The sequence below is a fragment of the Pseudomonas kuykendallii genome, from assembly GCF_900106975.1.
GTDB classification, from domain to species: domain Bacteria; phylum Pseudomonadota; class Gammaproteobacteria; order Pseudomonadales; family Pseudomonadaceae; genus Pseudomonas_O; species Pseudomonas_O kuykendallii.
Genome location: NZ_FNNU01000001.1, coordinates 664,301 through 689,127 on the forward strand (window position 1 = coordinate 664,301; position 24,827 = coordinate 689,127).

The 24,827-nt window shown below is 67.4% G+C and carries 23 protein-coding genes; 8 read left to right on the forward strand and 15 right to left on the reverse strand.

Annotation, left to right across the window (positions count from 1 at the left end; genetic code table 11):
* Positions 1-103: 103 nt before the first annotated feature.
* Both BLV15_RS02990 and BLV15_RS02995 read right to left on the reverse strand, forming a co-directional pair.
* A complete protein-coding gene (locus BLV15_RS02990; protein ID WP_090224498.1) occupies positions 104-688 on the reverse strand; it encodes a heme acquisition protein HasA in 585 nt (194 codons plus the stop codon).
* A 115-nt stretch (positions 689-803) separates the two neighbouring features.
* On the reverse strand, positions 804-3,584 hold the full coding sequence (locus tag BLV15_RS02995) for a TonB-dependent receptor (RefSeq protein ID WP_175534275.1): 2,781 nt from the start codon (positions 3,582-3,584) through the stop codon (positions 804-806).
* Between BLV15_RS02995 and BLV15_RS22035 the strand changes: the two genes are divergently transcribed.
* Positions 3,574-3,876: a hypothetical protein gene (locus BLV15_RS22035; RefSeq protein ID WP_175534276.1), complete on the forward strand. Its 303-nt coding sequence runs from the start codon at positions 3,574-3,576 to the stop codon at positions 3,874-3,876. The two genes, BLV15_RS02995 and BLV15_RS22035, sit on opposite strands and share 11 nt — an antisense overlap.
* Here the strand turns inward: BLV15_RS22035 and BLV15_RS03000 are convergent.
* The 7 genes from BLV15_RS03000 to BLV15_RS03030 form a co-directional block, all read right to left on the reverse strand.
* A complete protein-coding gene (locus tag BLV15_RS03000; protein WP_090224501.1) occupies positions 3,870-4,862 on the reverse strand; it encodes a FecR family protein in 993 nt (330 codons plus the stop codon). The two genes, BLV15_RS22035 and BLV15_RS03000, sit on opposite strands and share 7 nt — an antisense overlap.
* 70 nt (positions 4,863-4,932) lie before the next feature.
* Positions 4,933-5,433: an RNA polymerase sigma factor gene (locus BLV15_RS03005; RefSeq protein ID WP_090224503.1), complete on the reverse strand. Its 501-nt coding sequence runs from the start codon at positions 5,431-5,433 to the stop codon at positions 4,933-4,935.
* Positions 5,434-5,571: 138 nt separating this feature from the next.
* Positions 5,572-6,207, reverse strand: a complete 636-nt coding sequence (locus BLV15_RS03010; RefSeq protein WP_090224505.1) for an SCO family protein — start codon at positions 6,205-6,207, stop codon at positions 5,572-5,574.
* Positions 6,204-7,103, reverse strand: a complete 900-nt coding sequence (gene cyoE / locus BLV15_RS03015) for a heme o synthase (RefSeq protein ID WP_090224507.1) — start codon at positions 7,101-7,103, stop codon at positions 6,204-6,206. Before cyoE ends, BLV15_RS03010 begins: the two co-directional genes overlap by 4 nt.
* A 108-nt stretch (positions 7,104-7,211) precedes the next feature.
* Positions 7,212-8,267 carry a COX15/CtaA family protein gene (locus BLV15_RS03020; protein WP_090224509.1) on the reverse strand — a complete coding sequence of 352 codons (1,056 nt, stop codon included), beginning with the start codon at positions 8,265-8,267 and terminating at the stop codon, positions 7,212-7,214.
* A gap of 140 nt (positions 8,268-8,407) precedes the next feature.
* Positions 8,408-8,977: a hypothetical protein gene (locus BLV15_RS03025; RefSeq protein ID WP_090224510.1), complete on the reverse strand. Its 570-nt coding sequence runs from the start codon at positions 8,975-8,977 to the stop codon at positions 8,408-8,410.
* Positions 8,952-9,722, reverse strand: coding sequence for an SURF1 family protein (locus BLV15_RS03030; protein ID WP_090224512.1), 771 nt, complete (start codon positions 9,720-9,722; stop codon positions 8,952-8,954). The genes BLV15_RS03025 and BLV15_RS03030 overlap by 26 nt, the downstream gene beginning before the upstream one ends.
* A 26-nt stretch (positions 9,723-9,748) precedes the next feature.
* Here BLV15_RS03030 and BLV15_RS03035 point away from each other — a divergent pair, with 26 nt between their 5' ends.
* The gene (locus BLV15_RS03035; protein ID WP_090224513.1) at positions 9,749-9,952 is read left to right on the forward strand and encodes a DUF2909 domain-containing protein; all 204 of its coding nucleotides are present in this window, start codon (positions 9,749-9,751) and stop codon (positions 9,950-9,952) included.
* Between the two features lie 126 nt (positions 9,953-10,078).
* Here the strand turns inward: BLV15_RS03035 and BLV15_RS03040 are convergent, their stop codons facing one another.
* From BLV15_RS03040 to coxB, 4 genes are all read right to left on the reverse strand, one after another.
* Positions 10,079-10,969, reverse strand: a complete 891-nt coding sequence (locus BLV15_RS03040) for a cytochrome c oxidase subunit 3 (protein ID WP_090224515.1) — start codon at positions 10,967-10,969, stop codon at positions 10,079-10,081.
* A 22-nt stretch (positions 10,970-10,991) separates the two neighbouring features.
* Positions 10,992-11,543, reverse strand: coding sequence for a cytochrome c oxidase assembly protein (locus BLV15_RS03045; protein ID WP_090224516.1), 552 nt, complete (start codon positions 11,541-11,543; stop codon positions 10,992-10,994).
* A gap of 76 nt (positions 11,544-11,619) precedes the next feature.
* On the reverse strand, positions 11,620-13,275 hold the full coding sequence (ctaD, locus tag BLV15_RS03050) for a cytochrome c oxidase subunit I (RefSeq protein WP_090224518.1): 1,656 nt from the start codon (positions 13,273-13,275) through the stop codon (positions 11,620-11,622).
* Positions 13,276-13,279: 4 nt separating this feature from the next.
* Complete coding sequence (gene coxB, locus BLV15_RS03055; protein WP_090224519.1) at positions 13,280-14,404, reverse strand: cytochrome c oxidase subunit II; 1,125 nt, start codon at positions 14,402-14,404, stop codon at positions 13,280-13,282.
* 299 nt (positions 14,405-14,703) lie between these two features.
* Here coxB and BLV15_RS03060 point away from each other — a divergent pair, with 299 nt between their 5' ends.
* Entirely contained in the window at positions 14,704-15,411 is a 708-nt protein-coding gene (locus BLV15_RS03060; RefSeq protein WP_245728125.1) for a hypothetical protein, read from the forward strand.
* On the opposite strand, the gene BLV15_RS03065 is transcribed toward BLV15_RS03060, so the two are convergent.
* Positions 15,377-16,438, reverse strand: a complete 1,062-nt coding sequence (locus BLV15_RS03065) for a PA0069 family radical SAM protein (protein WP_090224521.1) — start codon at positions 16,436-16,438, stop codon at positions 15,377-15,379. The two genes, BLV15_RS03060 and BLV15_RS03065, sit on opposite strands and share 35 nt — an antisense overlap.
* A 177-nt stretch (positions 16,439-16,615) precedes the next feature.
* Here BLV15_RS03065 and BLV15_RS03070 point away from each other — a divergent pair, with 177 nt between their 5' ends.
* The 5 genes from BLV15_RS03070 (at position 16,616) to BLV15_RS03090 (ending at position 23,785) form a co-directional block, all read left to right on the forward strand.
* A complete protein-coding gene (locus BLV15_RS03070) occupies positions 16,616-17,704 on the forward strand; it encodes an efflux RND transporter periplasmic adaptor subunit (protein WP_090224523.1) in 1,089 nt (362 codons plus the stop codon).
* Entirely contained in the window at positions 17,701-18,774 is a 1,074-nt protein-coding gene (locus BLV15_RS03075) for an efflux RND transporter periplasmic adaptor subunit (protein WP_090224525.1), read from the forward strand. Before BLV15_RS03070 ends, BLV15_RS03075 begins: the two co-directional genes overlap by 4 nt.
* Positions 18,771-21,872 carry an efflux RND transporter permease subunit gene (locus BLV15_RS03080; protein WP_090224526.1) on the forward strand — a complete coding sequence of 1,034 codons (3,102 nt, stop codon included), beginning with the start codon at positions 18,771-18,773 and terminating at the stop codon, positions 21,870-21,872. The genes BLV15_RS03075 and BLV15_RS03080 overlap by 4 nt, the downstream gene beginning before the upstream one ends.
* Positions 21,873-22,056: 184 nt before the next feature.
* Positions 22,057-23,178, forward strand: a complete 1,122-nt coding sequence (locus BLV15_RS03085; protein WP_175534291.1) for a mechanosensitive ion channel family protein — start codon at positions 22,057-22,059, stop codon at positions 23,176-23,178.
* Positions 23,179-23,248: 70 nt separating this feature from the next.
* On the forward strand, positions 23,249-23,785 hold the full coding sequence (locus tag BLV15_RS03090; RefSeq protein ID WP_090224530.1) for a DUF4946 domain-containing protein: 537 nt from the start codon (positions 23,249-23,251) through the stop codon (positions 23,783-23,785).
* Between the two features lie 264 nt (positions 23,786-24,049).
* Here BLV15_RS03090 and BLV15_RS03095 read toward each other — a convergent pair whose 3' ends face one another.
* Positions 24,050-24,823: a DUF1835 domain-containing protein gene (locus BLV15_RS03095; RefSeq protein ID WP_090225187.1), complete on the reverse strand. Its 774-nt coding sequence runs from the start codon at positions 24,821-24,823 to the stop codon at positions 24,050-24,052.
* Between the last annotated feature and the right edge of the window lie 4 nt (positions 24,824-24,827).

A 24,827-nucleotide genomic window follows, 5' to 3' on the forward strand; every position in this document is an offset into this window, starting at 1 on the left:
GAAAATTCGCGGGCCACGCAACCGCTCTCGGCAAAAGCTCGGTTGCGTGGTTTTCCGGGCGGGTAAAAGAGCGATCTTTTATCCGCTTTTTACTGCGTGGCGATCAGGCGGCCAGCAGGTAGTCGTCGGCGGCGGATACGCCCACCAGCGACGCACTGCCGAGATCGGCCAGGGTGTCGCCGATGTCCACGCCGTAATCGGTCTCGAGCACGCTGAGGAGCTGGTCCACCGAGGCGCCCATCAGGTCGTTGATGAGCGTATGCACGTCGCCGGCGTGCCCTTCCAGCAGGGCGCTGGTGATCGGATCGTCGAAGCTGATGGTGAGGAACGGCGAGTCGACGCTGCCATCGGCATTCAGCCCACCGCCGAAGGAGATGCTTTCCAGGGTGCCGTAGAGGGTGTGCGGCGTGGCGCCCGGCACGGTCGAGCCGCTGATCGGCGGGAAGTAGTAGCTCAACTCGCCGCTGATGCTGAAGGCGTAACCGCTGCCCGTGGTGAACGCATAGGTATCGCCGCTGAAACCGGAGGCCACGCCGCCGGTGTAGAACCCGCCCGTGTTGCTCGGATGGGTCCCCGGAATACCGTCGGCGCTCCAGTTGTAGAGCACATCTTCCAGCGTGGAAGTGGAACTGTCGCCGAACGGGTAGTCGGTGCTATCCAGGCTGTAGGTAAAGCTTGCAGTTGCCATTATGCAGTCCTTCATATCACGTGGCCGCGATGGGCCGTTCATGGAAAACGCCACAGGCGCTTTGACGAGACGGTAGGGTCGATACCGCCATTCAAACGACCGACAGGGCGGTCATTTAGAATTTCACTTCGATGGCTGTTTGAACGGTGCGCCCAGGGGCATAGGTCCGGGTGAACATGTCCGAGTAACCGCTCAGGTAGTTTTCATCGCGTATGTTTTCCACGGCCAGGTTGACGGCCACGTTCTTGACCACCTGGTACCTGGCGTAGAAGTCCCAGGTCGTATAGGAGTCCCAGAGGTTGTCGTCGCCCGCCCAGTTACTGGGCTTGGCGCCCTCGCTGCGGTTGTAGCGGATGCCCAGGTCCAGCGCGTCGTTGAGCAGGCGCATGCCGAGCTGCGCGCCGTGGCGGTCCATGGGGATGGCGCGCGTGGCGCTCATGACCGTGCCGACCCCGCACATCGTCTGTGCGTCGAGCATCGCCTCGTACGAGCTGTAACCGGCGGCCACCGCCTGGATATGTTGCGGGGTCATGGAGCCGTCTTCGTTGGGCTGGTCGTAATGGCTGATCTGGCTGCCCAGCGGGCGCAGCTTCTTGCAGAAATCGTTTTCACCGCCCAGGTATCTGGTGGCATTGACGCCGCCGTAGAACAGGCCGGCGTCGTAATTGGCCTCCAGCTCGAGGCCACGGAACCGCGTCACTTCGAGGTTGTTCACGAAGAACACGTTGCTGTCCGAATGCGTCAGCGATCCGGGCACCGCGTTGGTCAGGCCGGTGAACATGAAGTTGTCGACCCTGGTGTCGAAGTAGGCCAGTTTCAGCCCCAGCCGGTCGTCATCCTTGAGCAGGTCGCGCTGCAGGATGTTGAAACCCGCTTCCCAGCTCGTGGAACGCTCGGAATCGAGCAGCGGGTTCGGGTACATCGTCGCCGAGGAGCCTACGGCGTGGTTGCCGCCCCACAGGGTTTCGGTCATGGCCGGCGGGCGGTACGCCTTGCCCCAATTGGCGAACAGCTCCAGCCAGTCCAGCGGCTTCCATGAAGCGGAGGCGAAGGGCGAGAAGCGCCCTTCGCTTCGATCGACTTCTTCTTCCCTGACCACCGACTTGTCCGTCCACGACGGCGCAAAACGCGTGGAGGTGTAGTAGTTCTCGCCGCTGGTGGAGCTGACCCAGCTGGCAATCGCGTTCACATCGCCCTGCCGACCCAGCGCACAGCCGTTCCTGTTGGTCGAGGAGTTCTGGTTACGCGCGCAGAAGTAGTTGGTGAACGCCGACAGGCGGCTCAGGTACTGGCTCTCCACCCCAGGGACATCGGCCTTCCCGCGCAGGTGATACCAGTCGTAGCGCAGGCCCGCCTTCAGGGTCACCGAGCCCTTTTCAAGGGTCAGCGAGGAGAACGCGCTGGCCACGTCACGCAGGCCATTGGGGTTCAGGTTGTTGCCGGCGAGGTCGTCCAGGTAGGCGGTGGTCACGCCGTTGCGCGCCGAGGCGTTGCTCGATTTCCCTTCGTCCTGGAACCACTCGATGCCGTAGTTGGCGGCCAGCTCCGCGTTCGCCGCCTCGAGGTGAAAGCGCGAGGTGTTGTCCAGTTGCAGGCCCAGGGTGTCGGTGTGGCTGATCGTCGACCTGCGCATCCCCGCCAGGCAGTAGGACTGCCAGCTCGACGACACCGTGGCGCCGGTGCAGTAGCCATTGTCCCAGGCGAAATCGTTCAGCTCGCCGGGCCTGGGTTCGACCGTGCGGTGGTTCTCGGTGCTGACGTAATAGAGCTTGAGCTTGAGGTCGATCAGCGGGTTGTCCGGCCTGAACACCCAGTCCATCGCATAGGAATCGGACTTCGCGCTGGCGTCGCCATAGTCTTCCCAGCCGGCGGCCGTGTTCTGGTCCCAACTGGAGGTATTGGTGTAGGACAGGTCGGTGCCGGTGTAGGTGAGCTGCAGGCTCTGGTCGTCATCGATCTTCCAGCGCGCCTTGGCCAGCCAGGAATCCTGGTGCTGATCGGAAAACGCCACTTCGTCGATCTGCTGCTGGCCCGAGGAAACCGCCGAGGTTTCCCAGGAGCGCCCGCGATTGCCGATGGCGTAGTCGCCCAGGCTCTTCTCGCTGCGCGCGAAGAGAATCTCGAAGCGCTCGTCGAAGCGCCCGGCCAGCGCCGCGCTGCCCTGGAAATTGATGCCGTTCGCGTAGCCGCCAATGCCCGTCCCGGCGCGCAGGCGAACCCCGTGATCCTCGCCCGGAAGGATGATGTCGTCGTAATCCAGCGTGCGGAAATCCGCGCTGCCGGCGATCGCGTTGGCGCCGTGCACGCCGGCACTCGGCCCCTTCTCGATGACCACTTCGCTGAGCAGCTCGGAATCGATGTACAAGTCGCCGTTGCGCTGCTGGTGACCACTTTCCACGTGGTTCTGGCGCATGCCGTCGATCATCATGTTGACCCGGCCAAAGTCCTGCATGCCGCGGATGTTCACCGACAGCGCGGGGTCCTGGCGGTTGACCGCGCTGGTTACCCCCGGCGTGTCCACCAGCATGTCGGCGGCATGCTGCGGCGGGCGCTTGTCCATTTGCTCGCGGGTGATCACGCTGACCGACGCCGGCGTCTCGTAGATCCAGTCGCTGGCTTCGTCCGCGTGCGCGCTCACGCTGAGCGTGCCCAGCTCCAGCGCACCGGCGGGATTGGCCAGGCGCTGCAGGCTGACGCGACGATCATCGCCGAACCGGTAGGTGATCGGCGTTCCGGCGAGCAGCCGGGCAAGGCCGTCCTGCGCGGTATAGCGACCTTGCACTTCGCTGCTGCGCAGGCCGTCCAGGGTGCGGCTGTCGAAGAACACCTGGAAGCCGGACTGCTCGGCGAAACTGAGCACCGCGCTGCCCAGCGCCTGCACCGGGATGTCGAACATCACCGTCGCCTCGGTCCGCGCGACGGGCGCGACGGGCGTGGTCTGCGCCGGGCTGCTCGCGGCCCAGCCGCAGGCGGCAAATCCCATGATCGCGGCGCAAGCCATCCCCCCCGGGGACCTGCGCGGTTTTTCTTCGATCCTCATCCGTTTCCCCTGGCCCTTCCTGTACGTTATTCGCTTAATGCAAATCACTCTCAACAGGAAGACGCACCAGGCGGAGAAACTCAGTAATACGATCAGGAATTTTTTGCGGGTTTTTACGGCGGCTGATGGCGAGCCGCCGGCTCAGTAGAGGAGCGTCAGCCCCGGCAGGCCAACGCGGCTGGCGCCCAACTCCCTGGCCAGGGTGTCCAGCGCGCTGTCCAGGCTGTCGAGGCGGAACATGCCGCTGACTTCGCGCCGGGCGAGGTCAGCATCGGCGATCACCAGACGGCCGGGCCGGTAGCGATTGATCTGCGCGACCACCTGCTGCAGCGGCACCGCCTCGAACACCAGCATGCCGCGTCGCCAGCCGGTGGCGCGCTGCAGGTCGACCTGCAACGGCTGCACGCCGTGCTCGGCGTCGTAACCGGCACTCTGCCCCTGCTGCAGCACACGCTCGCGGGCGCCGTCGCGAGGCTCGTGCTCCAGGCTCACGGCTACGCTGTGCTCCAGCACGCCGGTCCAGGCGCCGCCGTCGCGCAGGCCGACGACGAACTGTGTACCCAGCGCACGGCTGCTGCCGCCCGCGCCTTCCACCACGAAGGGACGCGGTTCGGCGGCACTCACCGGAGCGGGATGGAAATAGGCTTCGCCCCTGAGCAGCCGCACGCGCCGCTCGCGGTCGCTGAAGGCCAGGTCGATGGCGCTCTGCGCATCCAGCTCGACGAGGCTGCCGTCGGCCAGGCGCAGCGAGCGAATCTCGCCCGTGCCGGTGGACGCGTCGGCGAGCAAGGGCACGAGTCTCTGCGAACCCTGCTCGATCCCCAGGCCGAGCGCCAGCAGGAGGCTGGCGGCAATCGCCAGGCGGCGCAGCAGTCGTCGTGGCCGCCGCGGCACGGGCCTCGCGCGCGCGGGCATGGCGAGGGGGATCGTCTCCACTGGCGCCGCGCCGAGCTGGCCGAGGGCGGACCAGGTGTCCTCGGCGAAGGCCAGCGCCCGGGCATGCCGCGGGTCCCGTTCGCGCCAGGCGCGCAGCTCCTCGGCGGCGTCGGCGGGCAACTCGCCCGCGCCGAGACGGACCACCCACAGGGCGGCCTCCTCGCGTATCTCCTGCTCGCGCATGTCCTGACTGGTCACGGTGTTCTCACGGTTTCTGGTTATATGCAGTATGACGCGCTACCGGCGGCGACTCGGTAATCGGCGCTCCTCACGGCGCTTGCAGGCGCTGCATGACGTGCGCCAGCGCCTTCGCCAGGTGCTTCTGCACCGAACTGTCGGAGATATCCAAAAGCCGCGCCACCTCGGCGTAGGTCAGGCCTTCCAGGCGGTTGAGGCGGAAGATCTCGCGGGTTCGCGGCGGCAATTCGGCGACCGCGGCGTGCAGTTGCCGGGTGCGGCGCTCGGCGATGGTCTGCTCGTCCAGGCCCGGGCGCTCCTCGACGATATCGTCGAGGTCCTCCTGCGGCACCAAGTCGGTCCTGTGCCGACGCTGCCGACGCACGTGGTCGATCAGCAGGTTCTGCGCCGTCCGGTAGAGCCAGGCCTGGGTGTTATCAATGTGCTCCTTGCCGTACCGCTCGGCCAGGCGCAGGAAGCTCTCCTGAACCAGGTCGGCGGCCAGCTGGGGATCGCTGCCCTTGCGCCGCAGATAGCGCTGCAGCGCCTCGGCATGCTGGAGAAAGAGGCTCTTGAGATCGGACTCCGACAAGCGAATTCCTGCCACTGGGGAGGGATGAAGGAAGCGGCATCTTACGTTTTGTTGAGAATCAATTTCAATTGGGAATAGTGACACCGACGTCCTTCTCCGTCGGCACCGCGCGAGGGCCCGGCGCCCATCGCGGCGGACTCACCCCTCGCTGTTCAACAGCGCCGGCAGCTGTGCGGCGAGCTTCTGGCTGTTCAAGGGCGCGCGGATGAAACCGCGCTGGCGACCGTCGGGCCCGATGATGACCAGGTTGCCGCTGTGGTCGACGGTGTAGCCGGGCTTGCTGGTGTCGGCCGGGATGAACGGGATGCTCACGCCGTTGGCGAGGGTCTGGATGCGCTCCAGCTCCCCGGTCAGGCCGATGAAGCTGGGGTCGAAATAGCCCAGGTACTGCTTGAGCTGCTGCGGGGTATCGCGGTTCGGGTCGACGCTGACCAGCACCACGCGCAGCCGCTCGCGCGCCTCGGCCGGCAGCAGGCCCTTGACCTCGCGCATCTGCGCCAGGGTGGTCGGGCAGATGTCCGGGCAGAAGGTGTAGCCGAAGAACAGCAGGCTCCAGCGGCCCTTCAGCTCGTCCACGGCGAGCGCGTTGCCGTCCTGGTCGGTCAGGCTCAACGATGGCACCTGGCGCGACTGCGGCAGCAGGATGATGCCGGCATCCAGCAGTTGCGCCGGGTCGGCGCCCCCTCGACGGTCGAGCACCTTGTGCACGGTGAGGCCGATCACCAGGGCGATCAGCGCGACGAGAACGAAAACGGTCTTGTGGATGCGGGTCATAGGCTCACGAACAGGTAATGGTCGATCAGCAGCGCGATGAACAGCCCGAACAGATACAGGATGCTGTACTTGAAGGTCGCCATCGCGGCGTGTGGCCGGCTGTCCCGGTAGAGCATCCAGGCCCAGTGCAGGAAGCGCCCGCCAAGGGCGACCGCGCAGGCCAGGTAGAGCATTCCGCTCATGCGGATGACGAAGGGCAACAGGCTGACGGCGAACAATACCAGCGTGTAGAAGAGAATGTGCAGCTTGGTGTAGTGCACACCATGGGTCACCGGCAGCATCGGGATGTCGGCCTTGGCGTATTCAGCACGGCGGTGGATGGCCAGCGCCCAGAAATGCGGCGGCGTCCAGGCGAAGATGATCAGCACCAGCAGCAGCGGCTCGGCGGACAGCTGCCCGGTCACCGCAACCCAGCCGAGCAACGGCGGCGCCGCCCCGGCCAGCCCGCCGATGACGATGTTCTGCGGCGTCGCGCGCTTGAGAAAACCGGTGTAGATCACCGCGTAACCGAGCAGCGAGGCCAGCGTCAGCCAGGCGGTCAGTGGGTTGGTGAAGGCCAGCAGCAGCGCCTGCCCGGCCACCGCCAGCGCCAGGGCGAAGGTCAGCGCCGCGGCGGGCGACACCCGTCCCTCGGCCAGCGGCCGCTTGTGGGTACGCGCCATCAGCGAATCGATGCGCCGATCGACCACATGGTTCACCGCCGCCGCGCCGCCCGCACACAGCGCGATGCCCAGGTTGCCGAACAGCAGCACGCTCCAGGCCACTCCGGCGCGGCTCGCGAGGAACATGCCGACCAGCGAGGTGATCAGCATCAGCAGCACCACCTTGGGCTTGGTCAGCTCCAGGTAGTCGCGCCAGGTGGCGGTGTTCGAGCGGGTGTTGGCTGTGGTGTTCATGGGGAACTCCTCTGTGGTCGAGGGACGTTTCCCTCACCCGTCCCTTTCCCGCTGGAAAGGGGTTGATCGTGCAATGCCTCGCTTGCTTCACGGCGTGGCCGGAACGCGCTAGATCCGCATCCCCTGCGCCGCCGGCCGGGACGCCAGCGGCACCCGCGCGCCGAGCGATACGCGATGCCGCACCCGGCCAACCCGCAGCCGATGGTTCACCAGCAGCAGCACCAGCAGCAGACAGGCGCCACCGCCGTTGTGCGCGACCGCCACGGCCAGCGGCAGGTGCAGCAGGACGTTGCTCAGGCCGAGCCCGATCTGCAGCGCCAGCGCCGCCAGCAGCACGCCGGCGTAGCGTGCCAGTCCATGGCGGAACAGCTGCGCGGCGAGCGCCAGCAGCGCCACGCTGACCGCCAGCGCGCCGGCACGGTGGGCGAGATGGATCGCCGTGCGCGCCTCGCTGTCGAGCTGCCCGCCCAGGTAGTTCGGACCGATCTGCTGGCTGAGGTGAAAGCCGTTGGCGAAGTCCGCCTGCGGCCACCACTCGCCGTGGCAGGTCGGCAGGTCGACGCAGGCCACCGCGGCGTAATTGGAACTGACCCAGCCGCCCAGGGCGATCTGCCCGATCACCAGCGCCAGCCCGGCTGCGGCCAGCCGGCGCAGGTGGACGGGCAGTTCGGGACGCGGGGCGAAGGCGCCGGACAGGCGCAACGTCAGCAGGAACAACAGCCCCAGCGTGGCGAAACCACCGAGCAGGTGCGCCGTCACCACCTGCGGCCAGAGCTTGAGCGTGACCGTCCACATGCCGAACGTCGCCTGTGCCAGCACCACGCCGAGCAACAGCAACGGCAGGCCCAGCGGCCGCTCGCTGTCGTCGCGGTGACGCAGCGCCTGCAGCGCCAGGGCGAACACCAGCAGCGCCAGCATCCCGGCGAAATAGCGGTGGATCATCTCGCTCCAGCCCTTGCGCGCCTCCACCGGCGCCTCCGGGAAACGCAGCTCGGCATGCGCCAGCTGCGCCTCGGTTTGCGGCACGTGGATGAAGCCATAGCAGCCCGGCCAGTCGGGGCAGCCGAGGCCGGCGTGGGTCAGGCGCGTGTAGGCGCCGAGCAGGATCACCAGCAGGGCGAGCAGCGTGGCGAACAGGGCGAGGCGAAATCCGGGACGAGCCATGGGGGCGACTCCTGTTGTTGTTCTTATGGTCAGCGGTGCTTCGTTGTGCAGCGACTCCAGAGACTCAAGCCTCGCGAGCCAGAGCCAGCCAGGACATTTCCAACGCGGTCCGGCCGACGCGCAGCAGGCCACGATCCGGCTCAGCCGATGCGCGAGATCTTCAGCAACAGCCGCAGGTCGTTGAGGATCGACTTGCCGTTGGCCCCGGCGCCGTAGCGCAGCACCAGGTTGCCGTGCGGGTCGACGATCCACAGCTGCGCGGCGCCGTCGGGCTGGGCCTGTCGATAGCGCTGCGGGTCCAGCGGGTAGCGCTGCAATTGCGGGTACTCGCGGCGCAGGCGGCTGGCGTATTCCTCGTCCAGCGGCTGCGCGCTGGCCAGCGCATGGCTGCCGCGGTCGGCATCGCGACCCAGGCCGATGTTGATCTGCCGGGCCAGGTAGACCAGTTGCCGGCAGTCCTCGGCGCAGCCCTGCGGCGCGGTGACCAGCAGTTGCCAGTGGCGGTCGTCGCCCTGCACGCCGAGGCTGGCGCGGCTCTGGCCGTCACCCAGCAGCTCGCCGTGGTAGTTGCGCCCGTCGGGCACCCAGAAGCGCCACTGGTACATCGCGGTGGCGAGCACCATCGGCCCGATCACCACGAGGAGGATCAGCAGCAGTTGCAGACGGCCGCGCCGCGGCGGTGCCTCATTCAGGGCGTAGGCTGAGTGCATGGCGAGTCTCCCGCGCGTTGTGGATTCCGAGGTAGACGAACAGGGCGACGAGCGCCGCGGCCAGGGCGAACCACTGCACGGCGTAGCCGAGGTGACGCTCCGGGCCCAGGCCGACGATCGGCCAGTCGACCGCGTAGCTGGCCGGTCCGGGTTCCAGGCGCAGCTCGTCGGCCAACCCGTCGATGCCCAGCTCGCGCCAGAGGCCGGCGGCGTCGACGTGGTTGACCAGCCGCGGCCAGTCGTAGCCCTGGATGTCCTTCAGCTCGAAGCTCGCGCCCGGCGGCTGGTAGAGCCAGGCGACCAGCGTCTGCGCGCCGTCCGGCGTACTGAAGCGCACCGGCTCGCGGCGGTCCGGCCAGGCCAGCCAGCCACGGTTGACCAGGACCCAGCGGCCGCTGTCGGTGTCGCGGAAGGGCTGCAGCAGTTCGACGCCGGCCTGCCCGGCCTGGATGCGGTTATCCAGCAGCACGCTGTGGCGTTCGTCGAAATGACCGTGCAGGCGCACGCGGCGGAAGGCCCTGTCCGGCATCGCCTGCAAACGCGCCAGTTCGAGCGGCGCGGCGTTGCGCCGGGCCTCGTAGTCGCTCAACAGTTCGCGCTTCTGCTCGGCGCGCGACAGTTGCCAGCAGCCCAGGCCGAGCAGCGCCGGCAGCAGCGCCAGCACCACCAGGCTGGGCAGCCAGCCGGGCTGGAAGCGCCGCCGGGCGCCGGCCCGGAGGCCGGAGAGCGAGTGACTATACTGCACCGCGTTGCCCCTCCTCGGAGTCCGCCATGCTCAAGGCCGCGATCCTCCTGTTGCTGCTCGCCACACTGGTCAGCCTGTTCAGCGGGCTGTTCTTCCTGGTCAAGGACCAGGGCCGGGGCCAGCGCCTGCTCGGCTCCCTCTACCTGCGCGCCACCTGCGCCGCGCTCACCCTGGCGCTGGTCGCCTGGGGTTTCTACAGCGGCCAGCTGACGTCGCAGGTGGCCTGGTAGCGCCCTCAGCGGGCCGTAGGGTGGGCTTCAGCCCACCATCGTCCAGCCGAATAGCCGTGTATCGCGTGGGCTGAAGCCCACCCTACGGCCTGAAACCCACCCTACGGCCTGCGCCCTGCGTTGCCTTCAGAGCACGTAGACGAAGACGAAAAGCCCGATCCACACCACGTCGACGAAGTGCCAGTACCAGCTCGCCGCCTCGAAACCGAAATGCTGATCGGCGCTGAAATGCCCGCGCAGGATGCGCACCAGCATCACCGTGAGGATCAGCGCGCCCATGGTCACGTGGGCGCCGTGGAAGCCGGTGAGCATGAAGAAGGTGGCGCCGTAGATCCCCGAACCGAGGGTCAGGCCCAGCTCGTGATACGCCTCGATGTACTCGGTGACCTGCAGGGCGATGAAGGTCGCGCCGAGCAGGATGGTCGCCGCCAGCCAGAGCTTGAGTGGCTTGCGCTGCCCCTTCTTCAGCGCGTGGTGGGCGAAGGTCACGGTGAAGCTGGAGCTGACCAGCAGCAGCGTGTTGATCAGCGGCAGCTTCCAGGGGTCGATCACGCCCTTGGGCGCCGGGAAGAGTTTCGGGTCGGGGTTGTTCAGCAGCGGCCAGCTGTACTCGAAGTTCGGCCAGAGCATGTGCGCCACGCCCTTGGCGCCGTCGCCGGCCAGCCAGGGGCCGGCCCAGTAGCGCACGTAGAACAGCACGCCGAAGAACGCGGCGAAGAACATCACCTCGGAAAAGATGAACCAGCCCATGCCCCAGCGGAACGAGCGGTCCATCTGCGCGCTGTAGAGCCCGGCGCGGCTCTCGCGCACGACGTTGCCGAACCAGCCGAACAGCATGTAGGCGATGAACAGCGCGCCGACGAAGAAGATCAGCGGGCCATGGGATTTCTCCCGCGCCGCCGACAGGTCGTTGAACCAGGTGCCCAGGCCGAACACCGTGATCAGCAGGCCGAGGGTGGCGATGATCGGCCATTTGCTCTGCGCCGGGACGTAATACTCTTCATGGGGTGGCGTCATTTTTCTTCTCCTTGGCCCCTGCTCAACCGCCGTTGAGGGCGACGGGCGGCTTGCGCGCGGTGATGTCGAACAGGGTGTAGGCCAGCGTCAGGTGATGCACGTCGCGCGGCAGGTCGCGGTCGACGATGAAGCGCACCGGCATCTCGATGCGCTCGCCCGGCTGCAGCATCTGCTGGGTGAAGCAGAAGCACTCGGTCTTGTGGAAGTACGCCGCCGCTTCCGACGGCGCGATGCTGGGTATCGCCTGCGCGGTCATCGGCCGGTCGCTCGGGTTGCGCGCGACGAAGAGCATCTCGCCCACCGCGCCGGGACTGAGCACCAGCTCGTCGGCCTTGGGATGGAACTCCCAGCCCATGTCGGCTGAATTGGTGGCGAGGAACTGCACGCGCACCTGGCGCGCCTCGTCCACCACCTGGCTGCCCTGATAGGCATTGCCGGACGGCTTGCCGTTGATGCCGAAGGCGTCGCACATCACGTCGTAGAGCGGCACCAGGGCGAAGCCGAAGGCGAACATCGCCACCACCAGGACCAGCAGCCGACCGATCAGGCGACGGGTGGGGATGGGCTCGCTCATGACCTGCGCACTCCGTCGCTCGGAGTGGTGCGCGCGGCGCACCCTACGTTTGCATGCGCACAGTGGCGTGGCGCACTCATGGCAGCACCTCATCGCCCGGACCCTTGCGGTGTTCGTGCACCGGGTTCATGTCCGGCGGCACCTGGAAGGTGTGGTACGGCGCCGGCGAGGGGATCGTCCACTCCAGGCCTTCAGCGCCGTCCCAGGGTTTGGCCGGCGCCGGCTTGCCGCCGCGGATGCACTTGATGACGATGAACAGGAAGAAGATCTGCGTGGCGCCGAAGGTGAAGGCGCCGATCGAGGAGATCATGTTGAAGTCAGCGAACTGCAGGTTGTAGTCCGGAATCCGCCGCGGCATGCCTGCCAAGCCGACGAAGTGCATGGGGAAGAACGCCATGTTCATGCCGACGAAACTCAGCCAGAAATGCAGCTTGCCGAGGGTTTCGTCGTACATGTGCCCGGTCCACTTCGGCAGCCAGTAGTAGGCCGAGGCGAAGATGCCGAAGATCGCGCCGGGCACCAGCACGTAGTGGAAGTGGGCCACCACGAAGTAGGTGTCGTGGTACTGGAAATCCGCCGGGGCGATGGCCAGCATCAGCCCGGAGAAGCCGCCGATGGTGAACAGGATGACGAAGGCCACGGCGAACAGCATCGGCGTCTCGAAGCTCAGCGAGCCCTGCCACATGGTGCTCACCCAGTTGAATACCTTCACCCCGGTCGGCACGGCGATCAGCATGGTCGCGTACATGAAGAACAGCTCGCCCACCAGCGGAATGCCGACCACGAACATGTGGTGCGCCCAGACGATGAACGAGAGGAAGGCGATCGCCGCGGTGGCGTAGACCATCGAGGTGTAGCCGAACAGCGGCTTGCGCGAGAACGCCGGGATGATCGAGCTGACCGCGCCGAACGCGGGCAGGATCATGATGTACACCTCGGGATGGCCGAAGAACCAGAACACGTGCTGGAACAGCACCGGATCGCCGCCGCCGGCCGCGCTGAAGAAGCTGGTGCCGAAGTGGATGTCCATCAGCATCATGGTCACCACGCCGGCCAGCACCGGCATCACCGCGATCAGCAGGAAGGCGGTGATCAGCCAGGTCCAGACGAACAGCGGCATCTTCATCAGCGTCATGCCCGGCGCGCGCAGGTTGAGGATGGTGGCGATCACGTTGATCGCGCCCATGATCGAGCTGATGCCCATCAGGTGGATGGCGAAGATGAAGAAGGTCACGCTCTCCGGCGCGTAGGTGGTGGACAGCGGCGCATAGAAGGTCCAGCCGAAGTTCGGCCCGCCACCCTCCATGAACAGCGTACTCACCAGCAGACCGAAGGCCGCCGGCAGCAGCCAGAAGCTGAAGTTGTTCATCCGCGGCAGCGCCATGTCCGGCGCGCCGATCATCAGCGGAATCATCCAGTTGGCCAGGCCGACGAAGGCCGGCATCACCGCGCCGAAGACCATGATCAGGCCGTGCATGGTGGTCATCTGGTTGAAGAATTCCGGCTGCACGATCTGCAGCCCCGGCTGGAACAGCTCGGCGCGGATCACCATCGCCATCGAGCCGCCGAGCAGGAACGCGCAGAAGCTGAACCACAGGTACATCGAGCCGATGTCCTTGTGGTTGGTGGTCAGCACCCAGCGCATCAGGCCCTTGGCCGGGCCGTGGTGGTCGCCGTGGGCCTGTTCGACATGGCCCGGTTCTACGCGACCCGGTTCGATGACTGCGCTCATGTCGTCACTCCTCGGATTGTTTCAGGGCCAGCACGTCTTTGGGCGTGACCATGTCGCCCTTGGCATTGCCCCAGGCGTTGCGCTCGTAGGTCACCACGGCGGCGATGTCGACTTCCGAAAGCTGCTTGCCGAACGCCGCCATCGCGGTGCCGGGCTTGCCGTGGAAGACGATGCTCAGGTGCGCCTCGATCGGACCGGTGGCGATCTTCGAGCCCTTCAGCGCCGGGAACATCGGCGGCAGGCCCTGGCCTTCGGGCTGGTGACAGGCCGCGCAGGTGGTGTGGTAGACCTTGTCGCCGCGCGCCACCAGCTCTTCCAGCGTCCAGTCCTTGGCGGTGAGTTCCTTGACCTTGGCCGCCTCGGCCTTCTTGGTGCCGAGCCAGGCGTCGAAGTCCTCCTTGCTCTTCGCCTCCACCACCACCGGCATGAAGCCGTGGTCCTTGCCGCACAGCTCGGTGCACTGGCCGCGGTAGATGCCGGGCGCGTCGATGCGCGTCCAGGATTCATTGATGAAGCCGGGAATGGCGTCCTTCTTCACCGCCAGCGCCGGCACCCACCAGGAATGGATGACGTCGGCCCCGGTGATCAGGAAGCGCACCTTGGTGCCGACCGGCAGCACCAGCGGCTCGTCCACCTCCAGCAGGTAGTGCTCGTCCTTGGCCTGCTGGTTGTGGATCTGTTCGCGCGGCGTGGCCAGGTTGCTGAAGAACTCGACGTCCTGGCCCAGGTACTTGTAGTGCCACTTCCACTGGTAGCCGGTGATCTGCACGTCCAGTTCGGATTCGGTGGGGTCGTAGATATGGATCAGCGTGCGCGTGGCCGGCACGGCCATGACGATCAGGATCAGCAGCGGCACCACCGTCCAGAGGATTTCGACGCGGGTGTTCTCGTGGAAGTGCGCGGGCTGCTGCCCGGTGGAGCGGCGGTGGATGAGCATCGACCAGAACATCGCGCCGAAGACCAGCACGCCGATGACGACGCAGATCCAGAAGATGGTCATGTGCAGATCGAAGACCGAGCGGCTGACCTCGGTCGCGCCGGGCTGCATGTTCACCGTCCAGGCCGCCTGGGCCTGGCCGATCAGCAACCACAGCGACGTGCACATCCAGACACGTGGATGTCGCATCATTGCGGGTTCCCCTTCTTGTTCTTGTTATTTCCGCCAGCACGGCTGGTGGCCAAGGGAACGGCTGCGAGACTACGGACTTCGACGGCCGATAAACCTCGGCAGGTGCACGCCGGGCTTCTCAGGTAACGCCTTTCGAATCCGAGTATAGACACCGACTCGCAGGCTGCAACGCAGGCGTTGCGCGGGCTTTAGCGTTATATCCGCGTCGCATAACCGTGTTGTAATTATGACGATCCGGTCTGATGTACCTGATCGGAAGGTCTATGTTGTCTGCTTCAATTCGCCATCCCGGAGCCTTCATGAACACCCTCGCCTTGCGCGATCTGATCCAGCGTGCCCAGCGCCAGGAAACCACCACCGGCGACCTCGCCCGGCAGATCGAGGCGCGGCTGTTGCGCCTGCACCCGTCGATCCAGCTGGGCGTGCACGATCATCGCGGGGTGCTCACGCGCTTCGTCGAGCGCTATGTCGAACAGGTTCCGGCGATGCTGGAGGCGGCCGCTCGGGTAGCGGAGGACGCCGGCCTCGAGGCGCAGGTGAAGCCGCTGCTGGCAACCGCCAACACCTTCTTCGTCGGGCCCGGCGCACCAGTGGAGCGCAAGAACATCGGCGCGCTGCTCGACGCCGCCTACCTCGCCCATCGCCTGGTAGAGGAGATCAACGACCGCTACATCACCCACCTCGGCCGGCCGCTGACGCCGCTGGATACCACGGTGGCCAACCTGATCGCGCACCAGCTGATCGGCGAGCGCTATGCCAACGATCTGGACCGGGCGGTCGCCGGCGCGGTGGCTGGGCAACTCGGCGCCGAGGTCTTCGAGCGCGGCTCGGTGCGGGCGTACCGGTTGCACGTGGAGCTGCAGGAAGACGGCGCCGACTGGCCCGAACTGGCGCGGCAGCTCGGCGTCACCCTGGCGCTCGACCTGGCGGAAATCGCCGAAAACCTGCCGCGCCCGGACGACGCCGCCCCGGCTACAGCAGGCTCATCTGCCTACCGGGCACACTGAACAGGCCGCAATCCAGTCCCTCGTCGCTGCTGCGTTTATCCAGCCCCAGGCGCCGACTGGCGAGCTTGAAACGCTGCGCCAGCAGGTCGGCGAAATGCCCCTCGCCACGCATCCGCGTACCGAAGCGGCTGTCGTAGTCCTTGCCGCCGCGGGACTGGCGGATCAGGCTCATCACATGCTCGGCGCGCTCGGGAAAGTGCGCCGCCAGCCACTCCTCGAACAGCCCGGCGATCTCCAGCGGCAGCCGCAGCAGGACGTAGCCGGCCGAGCGCGCGCCGGCATCGCGCGCGGCTTCCAGCATCGCCTCCAGCTCGCGGTCGTTGATCATCGGGATGATCGGCGCGGTCATCACGCTGACCGGTATGCCGTGCTCGTGCAGCGTGCGCATCGCCCGCAGGCGCGCGCCGGGCGAGGCGGCGCGCGGCTCCATGATGCGTTTCAGCTCGTCGTCCAGGGTGGTCAGGCTGAACGCCACGCTGACCAGGCGCTGGCTGGCCAGCTCCTGCAGCAGGTCGAGGTCGCGCAGGATCAGCGAGCCCTTGGTGATGAGGTGCAGCGGGTGCTTGTGGCGCAGGAGGATTTCCAGCGCGCGGCGGGTCAGGCGCTGCTCGCGCTCGATCGGCTGGTAGGCGTCGGTGTTGATGCCCAGGGCGATCGGCTGCGGCACGTAGCCGGGCTTGGCCAACTGCTCCTCGAGCACGTCGGCGAGGTTGGTCTTAGCGATCAGCCGGGTCTCGAAATCGATCCCCGGCGAAAGGTCCCAGTAGGCGTGGCTGGGCCGGGCGAAACAATAGATGCAGCCGTGCTCGCACCCGCGATAAGGATTCACCGAGCGCTCGAAGCCGACATCCGGCGAGCGGTTGTAGCTGATCACCGTCTTCGCCCGTTCGCTGCGCACCTCCGTGGCGCGGCTGGGCGGCACGTCCTCCTCGTACCAGTCGCTGTGCTCGGCCTCGCTGCGGGTTGGCGCGAAACGGTTGTGCGGATTGCTGGCGGTCCCGCGACCACGCGGCGGAAGAACACTCATGCTCGGCCTCTCGATAACTGTTCATGCATACAGTATTTAAGCGGATTCGCACGGCTGCCGCAGCTGCCGTTCGGCAGTCGGTCGCCGCGAGGGGCCATCGCCGGCGAACCGGAACCCCCGACGAACGGCGCAGTCGCATATCAACGAACGCCCGTTCGATTCGTGCAAGGAATTCGCATGCCCACCCGCCGTCCCTTCCTCCCGTTGCGTTGCCTGTACGCCCTGCTCGCGCTCGCCCTGCTGGGTGGTTGCGGCGCAGACGCTCCGCGCGAGGCGCAGAAGCCGCGGGTCTACGTGCAGCAGGTGGAGGTCGTGCCGCACGAGGCCAACGCCACGCTGACCGGCGACGTACAGGCCCGCGTGCAGACGCAGCTGTCGTTCCGCGTCGGCGGCAAGATCATCGAGCGGCGGGTGGAAGTCGGCGATTCGGTCACCGCCAACCAGGTGCTCGCCCGGCTCGATCCCCAGGATCAGCGCAACAACGTGAGCGCCGCCGAGGCCGCGGTGGAGGCCGAAAAAGCCCGCCTGAAGCAGGCCGAGGCCGACCTCTGGCGTCAGCAGAAGCTGCTGCCCAAGGGCTACACAAGCCGCAGCGAATACGACTCCGCCCTCGCCGCGCAGCGCAGCGCGAAGAACTCCCTGGCCGCCGCCGAGGCGCAGCTGGCCAGCGCCCGCGAACAGTTGTCCTACACCGACCTGGTGGCCGAGGCGAATGGCGTGATCACCGAGCGCCAGGCCGAGGTCGGCCAGGTGGTCCAGGCGACCGCGCCGATCTTCGGCCTGGCCCGCGACGGCGAGCGAGACGCCGTGTTCAACGTCTACGAATCGCTGGTCGCGCCGGAAGACGAAGTCGTCGAGGTGGCGCTGCTCGACGACCCCGGCGTGAAGGCCCGAGGACGCGTGCGCGAAGTGACGCCGACGGTGTCCGCACAGAGCGGCACGGTGCAGGTGAAGATCGCCCTGGAAGACGTGCCGGACGGCATGCCGCTGGGGGCGGCGGTGACCGCGCGGATCACCGCCGGCGAGCAGAGCAGCGTGGTGCTGCCCTGGGCCGCCCTGACCAAGAAGGAAAGCCAGCCGGCGGTGTGGCGGGTCGGCGCCGACGATAAGGTCGATCTGCAGGCGGTGAAGGTGTCGCGCTACGCCACCGGCGAGGTGGTGATCGCCGACGGCCTGCAATCCGGTGCGCGGGTGGTGATCGCCGGCGGCCAGTTGCTGCATCCGGGCCAGCAGGTGGAGATCGCCGAACAGGAGCAGAAGCCATGAGCGCACGCCTGTTGGCCGGGCTGCTCGCCGGCCTCGCCCTCGCCGGTTGCGGCAACGACGAGCCGGCGCCGGCAGCGGTGCGCCCGGTGCTCTACAGCGAGGTCCAGGCACAGGCCGAGCAGAGCCTCGGGCGCTTCGCCGGGATTATCCAGGCGCGCTACGAAACCACGCTGGGCTTTCGCGTCGGCGGGCGCATCGCCCAGCGCCTGGTGGACGTCGGCACCGAAGTGAAGGCCGGCACCCGCCTGGCGACCCTAGACCCCACCGACCAGCAGAACGAGTTGCGCGCCAGCCAGGGCGAACTGGCGCGCAGCGAAGCGCAATGGATCAACGCCCAGGCCAACGCGCGCCGGCAGCAGGAGCTGTTCGACCGCGGCGTCGGCGCCAAGGCGACCCTCGAACAGGCGCAGACCGAGCTCAAGACCCTCGCGGCGGCGCGCGACCAGGCCGCGTCCCGCGTGCAGCAGTCCAGCGATCGCCTCGGCTACAGCACGCTGAGCAGCGACTACGACGGCGTGGTCACCGCCTGGCACGCCGAAGCCGGGCAGGTGGTGGCCGCCGGGCAGGAAGTCGTGACCCTGGCGCGCCCCGACGTGAAGGAAGCGGTGTTCGACCTGCCGGCCAACCTCGCCGACGCGTTGAGCCCCGACCTGCGCTTCGAGGTCGCCGCACAACTCGACCCGGACGCGCGCACCACCGGCACCCTGCGCGAGATCGAACCGCAGGCGGATTCCGCCACCCGCACCCGCCGCGTGCGCCTGACCCTGGCCGACACGCCGCCGGCTTTCCTGCTCGGCACCGCGGTCAGCGTGACCCTGCAGCAGAAGGTCGCGCCGCGCAGCCAGCTGCCGCTCAGCGCCCTGCAGGAAGTCGATGGCAAGACCCGCGTCTGGGTGATCGACCGGCAGAGCATGACCGTGGCGCCGCGCGAGGTGACGCTGCTCGCCCGCGACGAGCGCAGCATCACCGTGGATGGCCAGTTGCAGCCCGGCGAGCGGGTGGTGATCGCCGGCCTCAGCGAACTCAAGCCCGGACAGGCCGTGAAGATGGACGAGGGCGTACAGCCATGACGGACCGCGACGACAAGCACGACGACGCCCGCAGCGGCGGCTTCAACCTCTCGGAATGGGCGCTGCGCCACCAGTCGTTCGTCTGGTACCTGATGTTCGTCGGCCTGCTGATGGGGTTGTTCTCCTACAAGAACCTCGGCCGCGAGGAAGACCCGTCCTTCACCATCAAGACCATGGTGATCCAGACCCGCTGGCCCGGCGCCACGGTGGACGAAACGCTCAACCAGGTCACCGACCGCATCGAGAAGAAGCTCGAGGAGCTCGACTCGCTGGACTACGTGAAGAGCTACACGCGACCGGGCGAGGCCACCATCATGGTGTTCCTGCGCGATACCACCGATGCCGAGGACATCCCGCAAATCTGGTACCAGGTGCGCAAGAAGGTCGACGACATCCGCGGCGAGTTTCCCCAGGGCATCCAGGGCCCGGCGTTCAACGACGAGTTCGGCGACGTGTACGGCTCGATCTACGCCTTCACCGCCGACGGCCTGAGCTTCCGCCAGCTGCGCGACTACGTCGAACGGGTGCGCGCGGAAATCCGCAGCGTCGACAACCTCGGCAAGGTGGAGATGGTCGGCGCCCAGGACGAGGTGATCTACCTCGACTTCTCCACCCGCAAGCTGGCCGCCCTCGGCATCGACCAGGCCCAGGTGATGCAGAGCCTGCAGGCGCAGAACGCGGTGACGCCGTCCGGGGTGATCGAAGCCGGGCCGGAGCGCATTTCCGTGCGCACCAGCGGCCAGTTCGCCTCGGAGAAGGACCTGGAGCAGGTCAACCTGCGCCTCGATGACCGCTTCTACCGGCTCTCCGACATCGCGCAGATCCGTCGCGGCTACGTCGACCCGCCGCAGATGCTGTTCCGCTACGACGGCAAGCCGGCCATCGGCCTGGCCGTGGCCATGAAGGACGGCGGCAACATCCAGGTGTTCGGCAAGGCGCTGCACGAGAAGATGGACGCACTGAGCGCCGAGCTGCCGCTGGGCATCGGCGTGCACAAGGTGTCCGACCAGGCCGAAGTGGTCGAGGAAGCCGTCGGCGGCTTCACCCGCGCGCTGTTCGAGGCGGTAGTGATCGTGCTGATCGTCAGCTTCGTCAGCCTCGGCGTGCGCGCCGGCCTGGTGGTGGCCTGCTCGATCCCGCTGGTGCTGGCGATGGTCTTCGTGTTCATGGAATACAGCGGCATCACCATGCAGCGGATTTCCCTCGGCGCGCTGATCATCGCCCTCGGCCTGCTGGTGGACGATGCGATGATCACCGTGGAGATGATGGTCACCCGCCTGGAGGAAGGCGATTCGCTGAAGGACGCGGCAACCTTCGCCTACACCTCCACCGCGTTCCCGATGCTCACCGGCACCCTGGTCACCGTCGCCGGCTTCGTGCCCATCGGCCTCAACGCCAGCTCGGCCGGCGAATACACCTTCACCCTGTTCGCGGTGATCGCCGTGGCGCTGCTGGTGTCCTGGGTGGTGGCGGTGTTCTTCGCCCCGGTGATCGCGGTTCACATCCTCAAGAAGAACCTCAAGTCCACGTCGGACGAGCCCGGCCGCATCGCCCGCACCTTCGACCGCGGCCTGCTGCTCGCCATGCGCCACCGCTGGTGGACCATCGGCCTGACCCTGTTGCTGTTCGCCGCCTCGCTGTTCGGCATGCGCTTCGTGCAGAACCAGTTCTTCCCCTCCTCCGACCGCCCGGAAGTGCTGGTCGACCTCAACCTGCCGCAGGCCGCCTCGATCAACGAGACGCGCCTGCAGGTCGACCGCCTGGAGGCGACGCTCAAGGACGACCCGGACATCGCCCGCTGGAGCACCTACATCGGCCAGGGCGCGTTGCGCTTCTACCTGCCGCTGGACCAGCAGTTGCAGAACCCCTTCTATGCGCAGCTGGTGATCGTCAGCAAGGACCTGGAAGCACGCGGCCGGCTGATGGAAAAACTCCGCCAGCGCCTGCGCCAGGACTTCGTCGGCATCGGCAGCTTCGTCCAGCCGCTGGAGATGGGCCCGCCGGTGGGGCGGCCGATCCAGTACCGCATCAGCGGCAAGGACATCGACCAGGTGCGCAAGCACGCCCTCGACCTCGCCGGCCTGCTCGACGCCAACCCGAACATCGGCGAGATCGTTTACGACTGGAGCGAGCCGGGCAAGGTGCTGCGCATCGACGTGGCCCAGGACAAGGCGCGCCAGCTCGGGCTGTCCTCCGAGGACGTGGCGAACATCATGAACGGCGTGGTCACCGGCGCCAGCGTCACCCAGGTGAAGGACGACATCTACCTGATCAACGTGATCGGCCGCGCCGAGGACGCCGAGCGCGGCTCGCCGGAAACCCTGGAGAACCTGCAGATCGTCAACGCCAGCGGCGTGTCGATTCCCCTGCGCGCCTTCGCCACCCTCAGCTACGAGCTGGAGCAACCGCTGGTCTGGCGCCGCGACCGCAAGCCGACGATCACCATCAAGGCGGCGGTCAACGGCGAGATCCAGCCGACCGACCTGGTCACCGAGCTGAAGCCGGCGATCGAGGAATTCGCCAGCAAGCTGCCCGACGGCTACCGCGTGGCCACCGGTGGCACGGTGGAGGAAAGCGGCAAGGCGCAGGGGCCGATCGCCAAGGTACTGCCGCTGATGCTGTTCCTCATGGCGACCTTCCTGATGATCCAGCTGCACAGCGTGCAGAAGCTGTTCCTGGTGATCAGCGTGGGGCCGCTGGGGCTGATCGGCGTGGTCCTGGCGCTGGTGCCGACCGGCACGCCGCTGGGCTTCGTGGCGATCCTCGGTGTGCTGGCGCTGATCGGCATCATCATCCGCAACTCGGTGATCCTGGTGACCCAGATCGACGCCTTCGAGCGCGCCGGCTATTCGCCCTGGCGCGCGGTGATCGAGGCCACCGAGCACCGCCGCCGGCCGATCCTGCTGACCGCCGCCGCGGCCAGCCTGGGGATGATCCCGATCGCCCGCGAGGTGTTCTGGGGGCCGATGGCCTACGCCATGATCGGCGGCATCTTCAGCGCGACGCTGCTGACCCTGCTGTTCCTCCCGGCGCTGTACGTCGCCTGGTACCGGATTCGCGAAGACGACGCCGACCAGGAGCCCGCGAAAACCACCTGACCTCGCAGAGCGTTCGCCGCCCCGCGAACGCTCTGGCACGGCCGTTCGCCGAACTCTGCCGGCGCAACGCCGGTCCACTCCGGGTGAACGGGTCGGGCGGCGTTTCATCCTCGGCCGCACCCGAGCCTGACCGGCTGCGCGATCAAGCGCCGCCAGACCTGACGGAGGAACGCTGCGGATGCCGATCGACTGGAAAGACTACGTCTCCGATCCCTGGCTGCAATTGCTGATCGCTGCGCTGGTGCTGATGGTCGTCGTGAGCATCGCCGCACGCATCGCGATGGCCGTGCTGAAGCGGGTGGCGAAACACTTTTCCTTCGCGCGGATTCTTCTGGAACACGTCGAGCAGCCGCTGCTCACGGTGGTGCCGTTGCTGGCGTTGCAGGGGCTGCTCGGCTCCGCCAGCGACGCGCTGCTGTGGATCAACGGGCTGCGCCACCTGACCACGCTGGCGCTGATCGCGGCGATCACCTGGTTCTTCATGGGCTGCGTGCGCGCGGTCGAGCAGAGCATCCTGATCAAGCACCCGCTGGACATCCGCGACAACCTCAACGCCCGCCGCATCCAGACCCAGACCCGCGTGCTGGTGCGCACGCTGTGGTTCCTGGTGCTGCTGTTCGGGGTGTCGGCGATGCTGATGACCTTTCCGCCAGTGCGCCAGATCGGCACCACCATCCTCGCCTCCGCCGGCCTCATCGGCCTGGCCGCCGGCCTCGCCGCCAAGCCGGTGCTGGGCAACCTGATCGCCGGCTTGCAGATCGCCGTCACCCAGCCGATCCGCATGGACGACGTGGTCATCGTCGAAGGCGAATGGGGCCGCATCGAGGAGATCACCGGCACCTACGTGGTGGTGCGCATCTGGGACGACCGGCGCATGGTGCTTCCGCTGCAGTGGTTCATCGAGAACCCGTTCCAGAACTGGACGCGCAAGGACGCCAGCATCCTCGGCTCGGTGTTTCTCTGGGTCGACTACCTGATTCCGCTGGAGCCGTTGCGCAGCGAACTGCAGCGCCTGTGCGAGGAAATCCCGCACCTGTGGGACGGCCGGGTGAGCGTACTGCAGGTCACCGACACCTCGGAAAAGGCCATGCAGTTGCGCATCCTGGTCAGCTCGCCGGACGCCTCGCTGAACTTCGATGCGCGCTGCTACGTGCGTGAAAAGCTGATCGCCTTCATCGGCCGCGAGTTTCCGCAGTCCCTGCCGCAGCTGCGCACCGACATCCACAGCGACCTGGACCGCGGCAAGCCCACGCCGTCGCCCGAACACGCGCCGCCCACCGAGCCGGACCGGCAGCCGCCGGTCTAGGCGCTGCGCCGCGATTGTCGCGGTCCGCGTACTCAGGCAGGCTTGCCCCACTTTTGCCACGGATACCGCCATGCCGAAGCTCGTCCCCACCCTGCTCTCGCTCTGCCTGCTCGGCGGTGTGCTGTCGGCCCGCGCGGGCGGCTTGCAGGTCGTCTGGCCGGCCGGCTGGGAAGTCAGCGAGATGCCGGCGCCGCGCTCGCCCTTCGAGGACGGCGTGACCGGCGAGCGCCAGCAGGCGGTGAAGTTGCAGGCCGACGGCTCGCAGGCGCTGGTGCTGGAACTCACGCGCATGCCGCTGGCCGCCGGCGCCGCGGTGAACCTGGAGAACCTGCTGAAGGAAATGCGCAAGGGCCTGCAACTGGGCTTCGCCCGGAGTGGCCTGCTGGCCAGTTGCAGCAAGCCGCAGGCGACCACCCTCGGCCACATCGCCGCCCACGAAGTTCGCTGCACCATCAGCCAACAGGGCAACCCCGCGCTCAAGCAGACCCTGCTCGCCGCGCGCGGCAGCGACACCATCTACTCGCTGACCTACGCCATGCCGGTGGAACGCGAAAACGAAGTCGCCGGCGAAGTGCAGGCACTGCGCGACAGCCTGGATTTCAACTAGCGCACCCCGCCCCCAGACAGCCTTACCTCCGTAGGGTGGGCTTTAGCCCACCAATTCCACCAGAGCGCCGCGCTATCGGTGGGCTGAAGCCCACCCTACGCGCCTGGGTTTCGACTAGCGCATCTCGCCCCCCAGGCGGCCTTACCTCCGTAGGGTGGGCTTTAGCCCACCAATCCACCGGAGCACCATGCCATCGGTGGGCTGAAGCCCACCCTACATGGCGTAGCCGTGAACGGTCGCGCAACCTGCGTGCGCAGCGCCGTATCAGGCCAGCCGCACCCGCTGCTCGCTATAGCGGCCCTGCAACGAGCCCTCGAGATGCAACGCGCCGCGGGCCGCCAGTTCGCGGGCGCGCCAGGCGAGGAAGAAGTCGCTGGCGAAGAACCCGTCGCAGTGACGCATGGTGTCGCCCATCGGCTGGGCCAGCGGCTGCCATTCCGGCGTGCAGAAGTCCAGCAGGCTGGCGTCGATGGTGGCGAACGTCTCGCCATGGAATTCGCCGTCCGACCAGCGGCGCACATCGGCATCCTCGGCCACCGCCGCGCGCCATTGGGCGGCCAGGGCGTGGCGCCGTTCGGCGTCCATCAGGCGCGGCCGATGCAGCTCCAGCAGCTCCCGGGGGTGGCGCATGGCGACGGCCTTGCGCTGGGCGACGCGGGTATCGCCGGTGCCGCAGGCGACTTCCCACAGGGCCAGGTCCGAGCCGTCCAGCGCCGCCGCCACGCGCGCCAGCAGCAACTGCTCGGAGCAGCTGTCGCCGTGCCACAGGGTGACCTCTGCACCCCCGCGCGCCAGCCCGGCGAGCCATTGCGCGTCGGCCGGCAGATCGGTATCGAACGCCGGCACCGGCAGCACCTGCGCGGGCCACACGGCGCTCCAGAACGCCGCGCGGGCGGCGCACGGCGGGCGGCCGACGTCACGCAGCGGGCCGACCGCGAGGTCGTCGCGCAGCACCCGCAGCGACTGCCGCGCCAGGGCCTCGCCGAGCACCGAGGCAACGCCTTCGGCCGCGTTGTCGCCGCACACCAGATGCCACACGGGC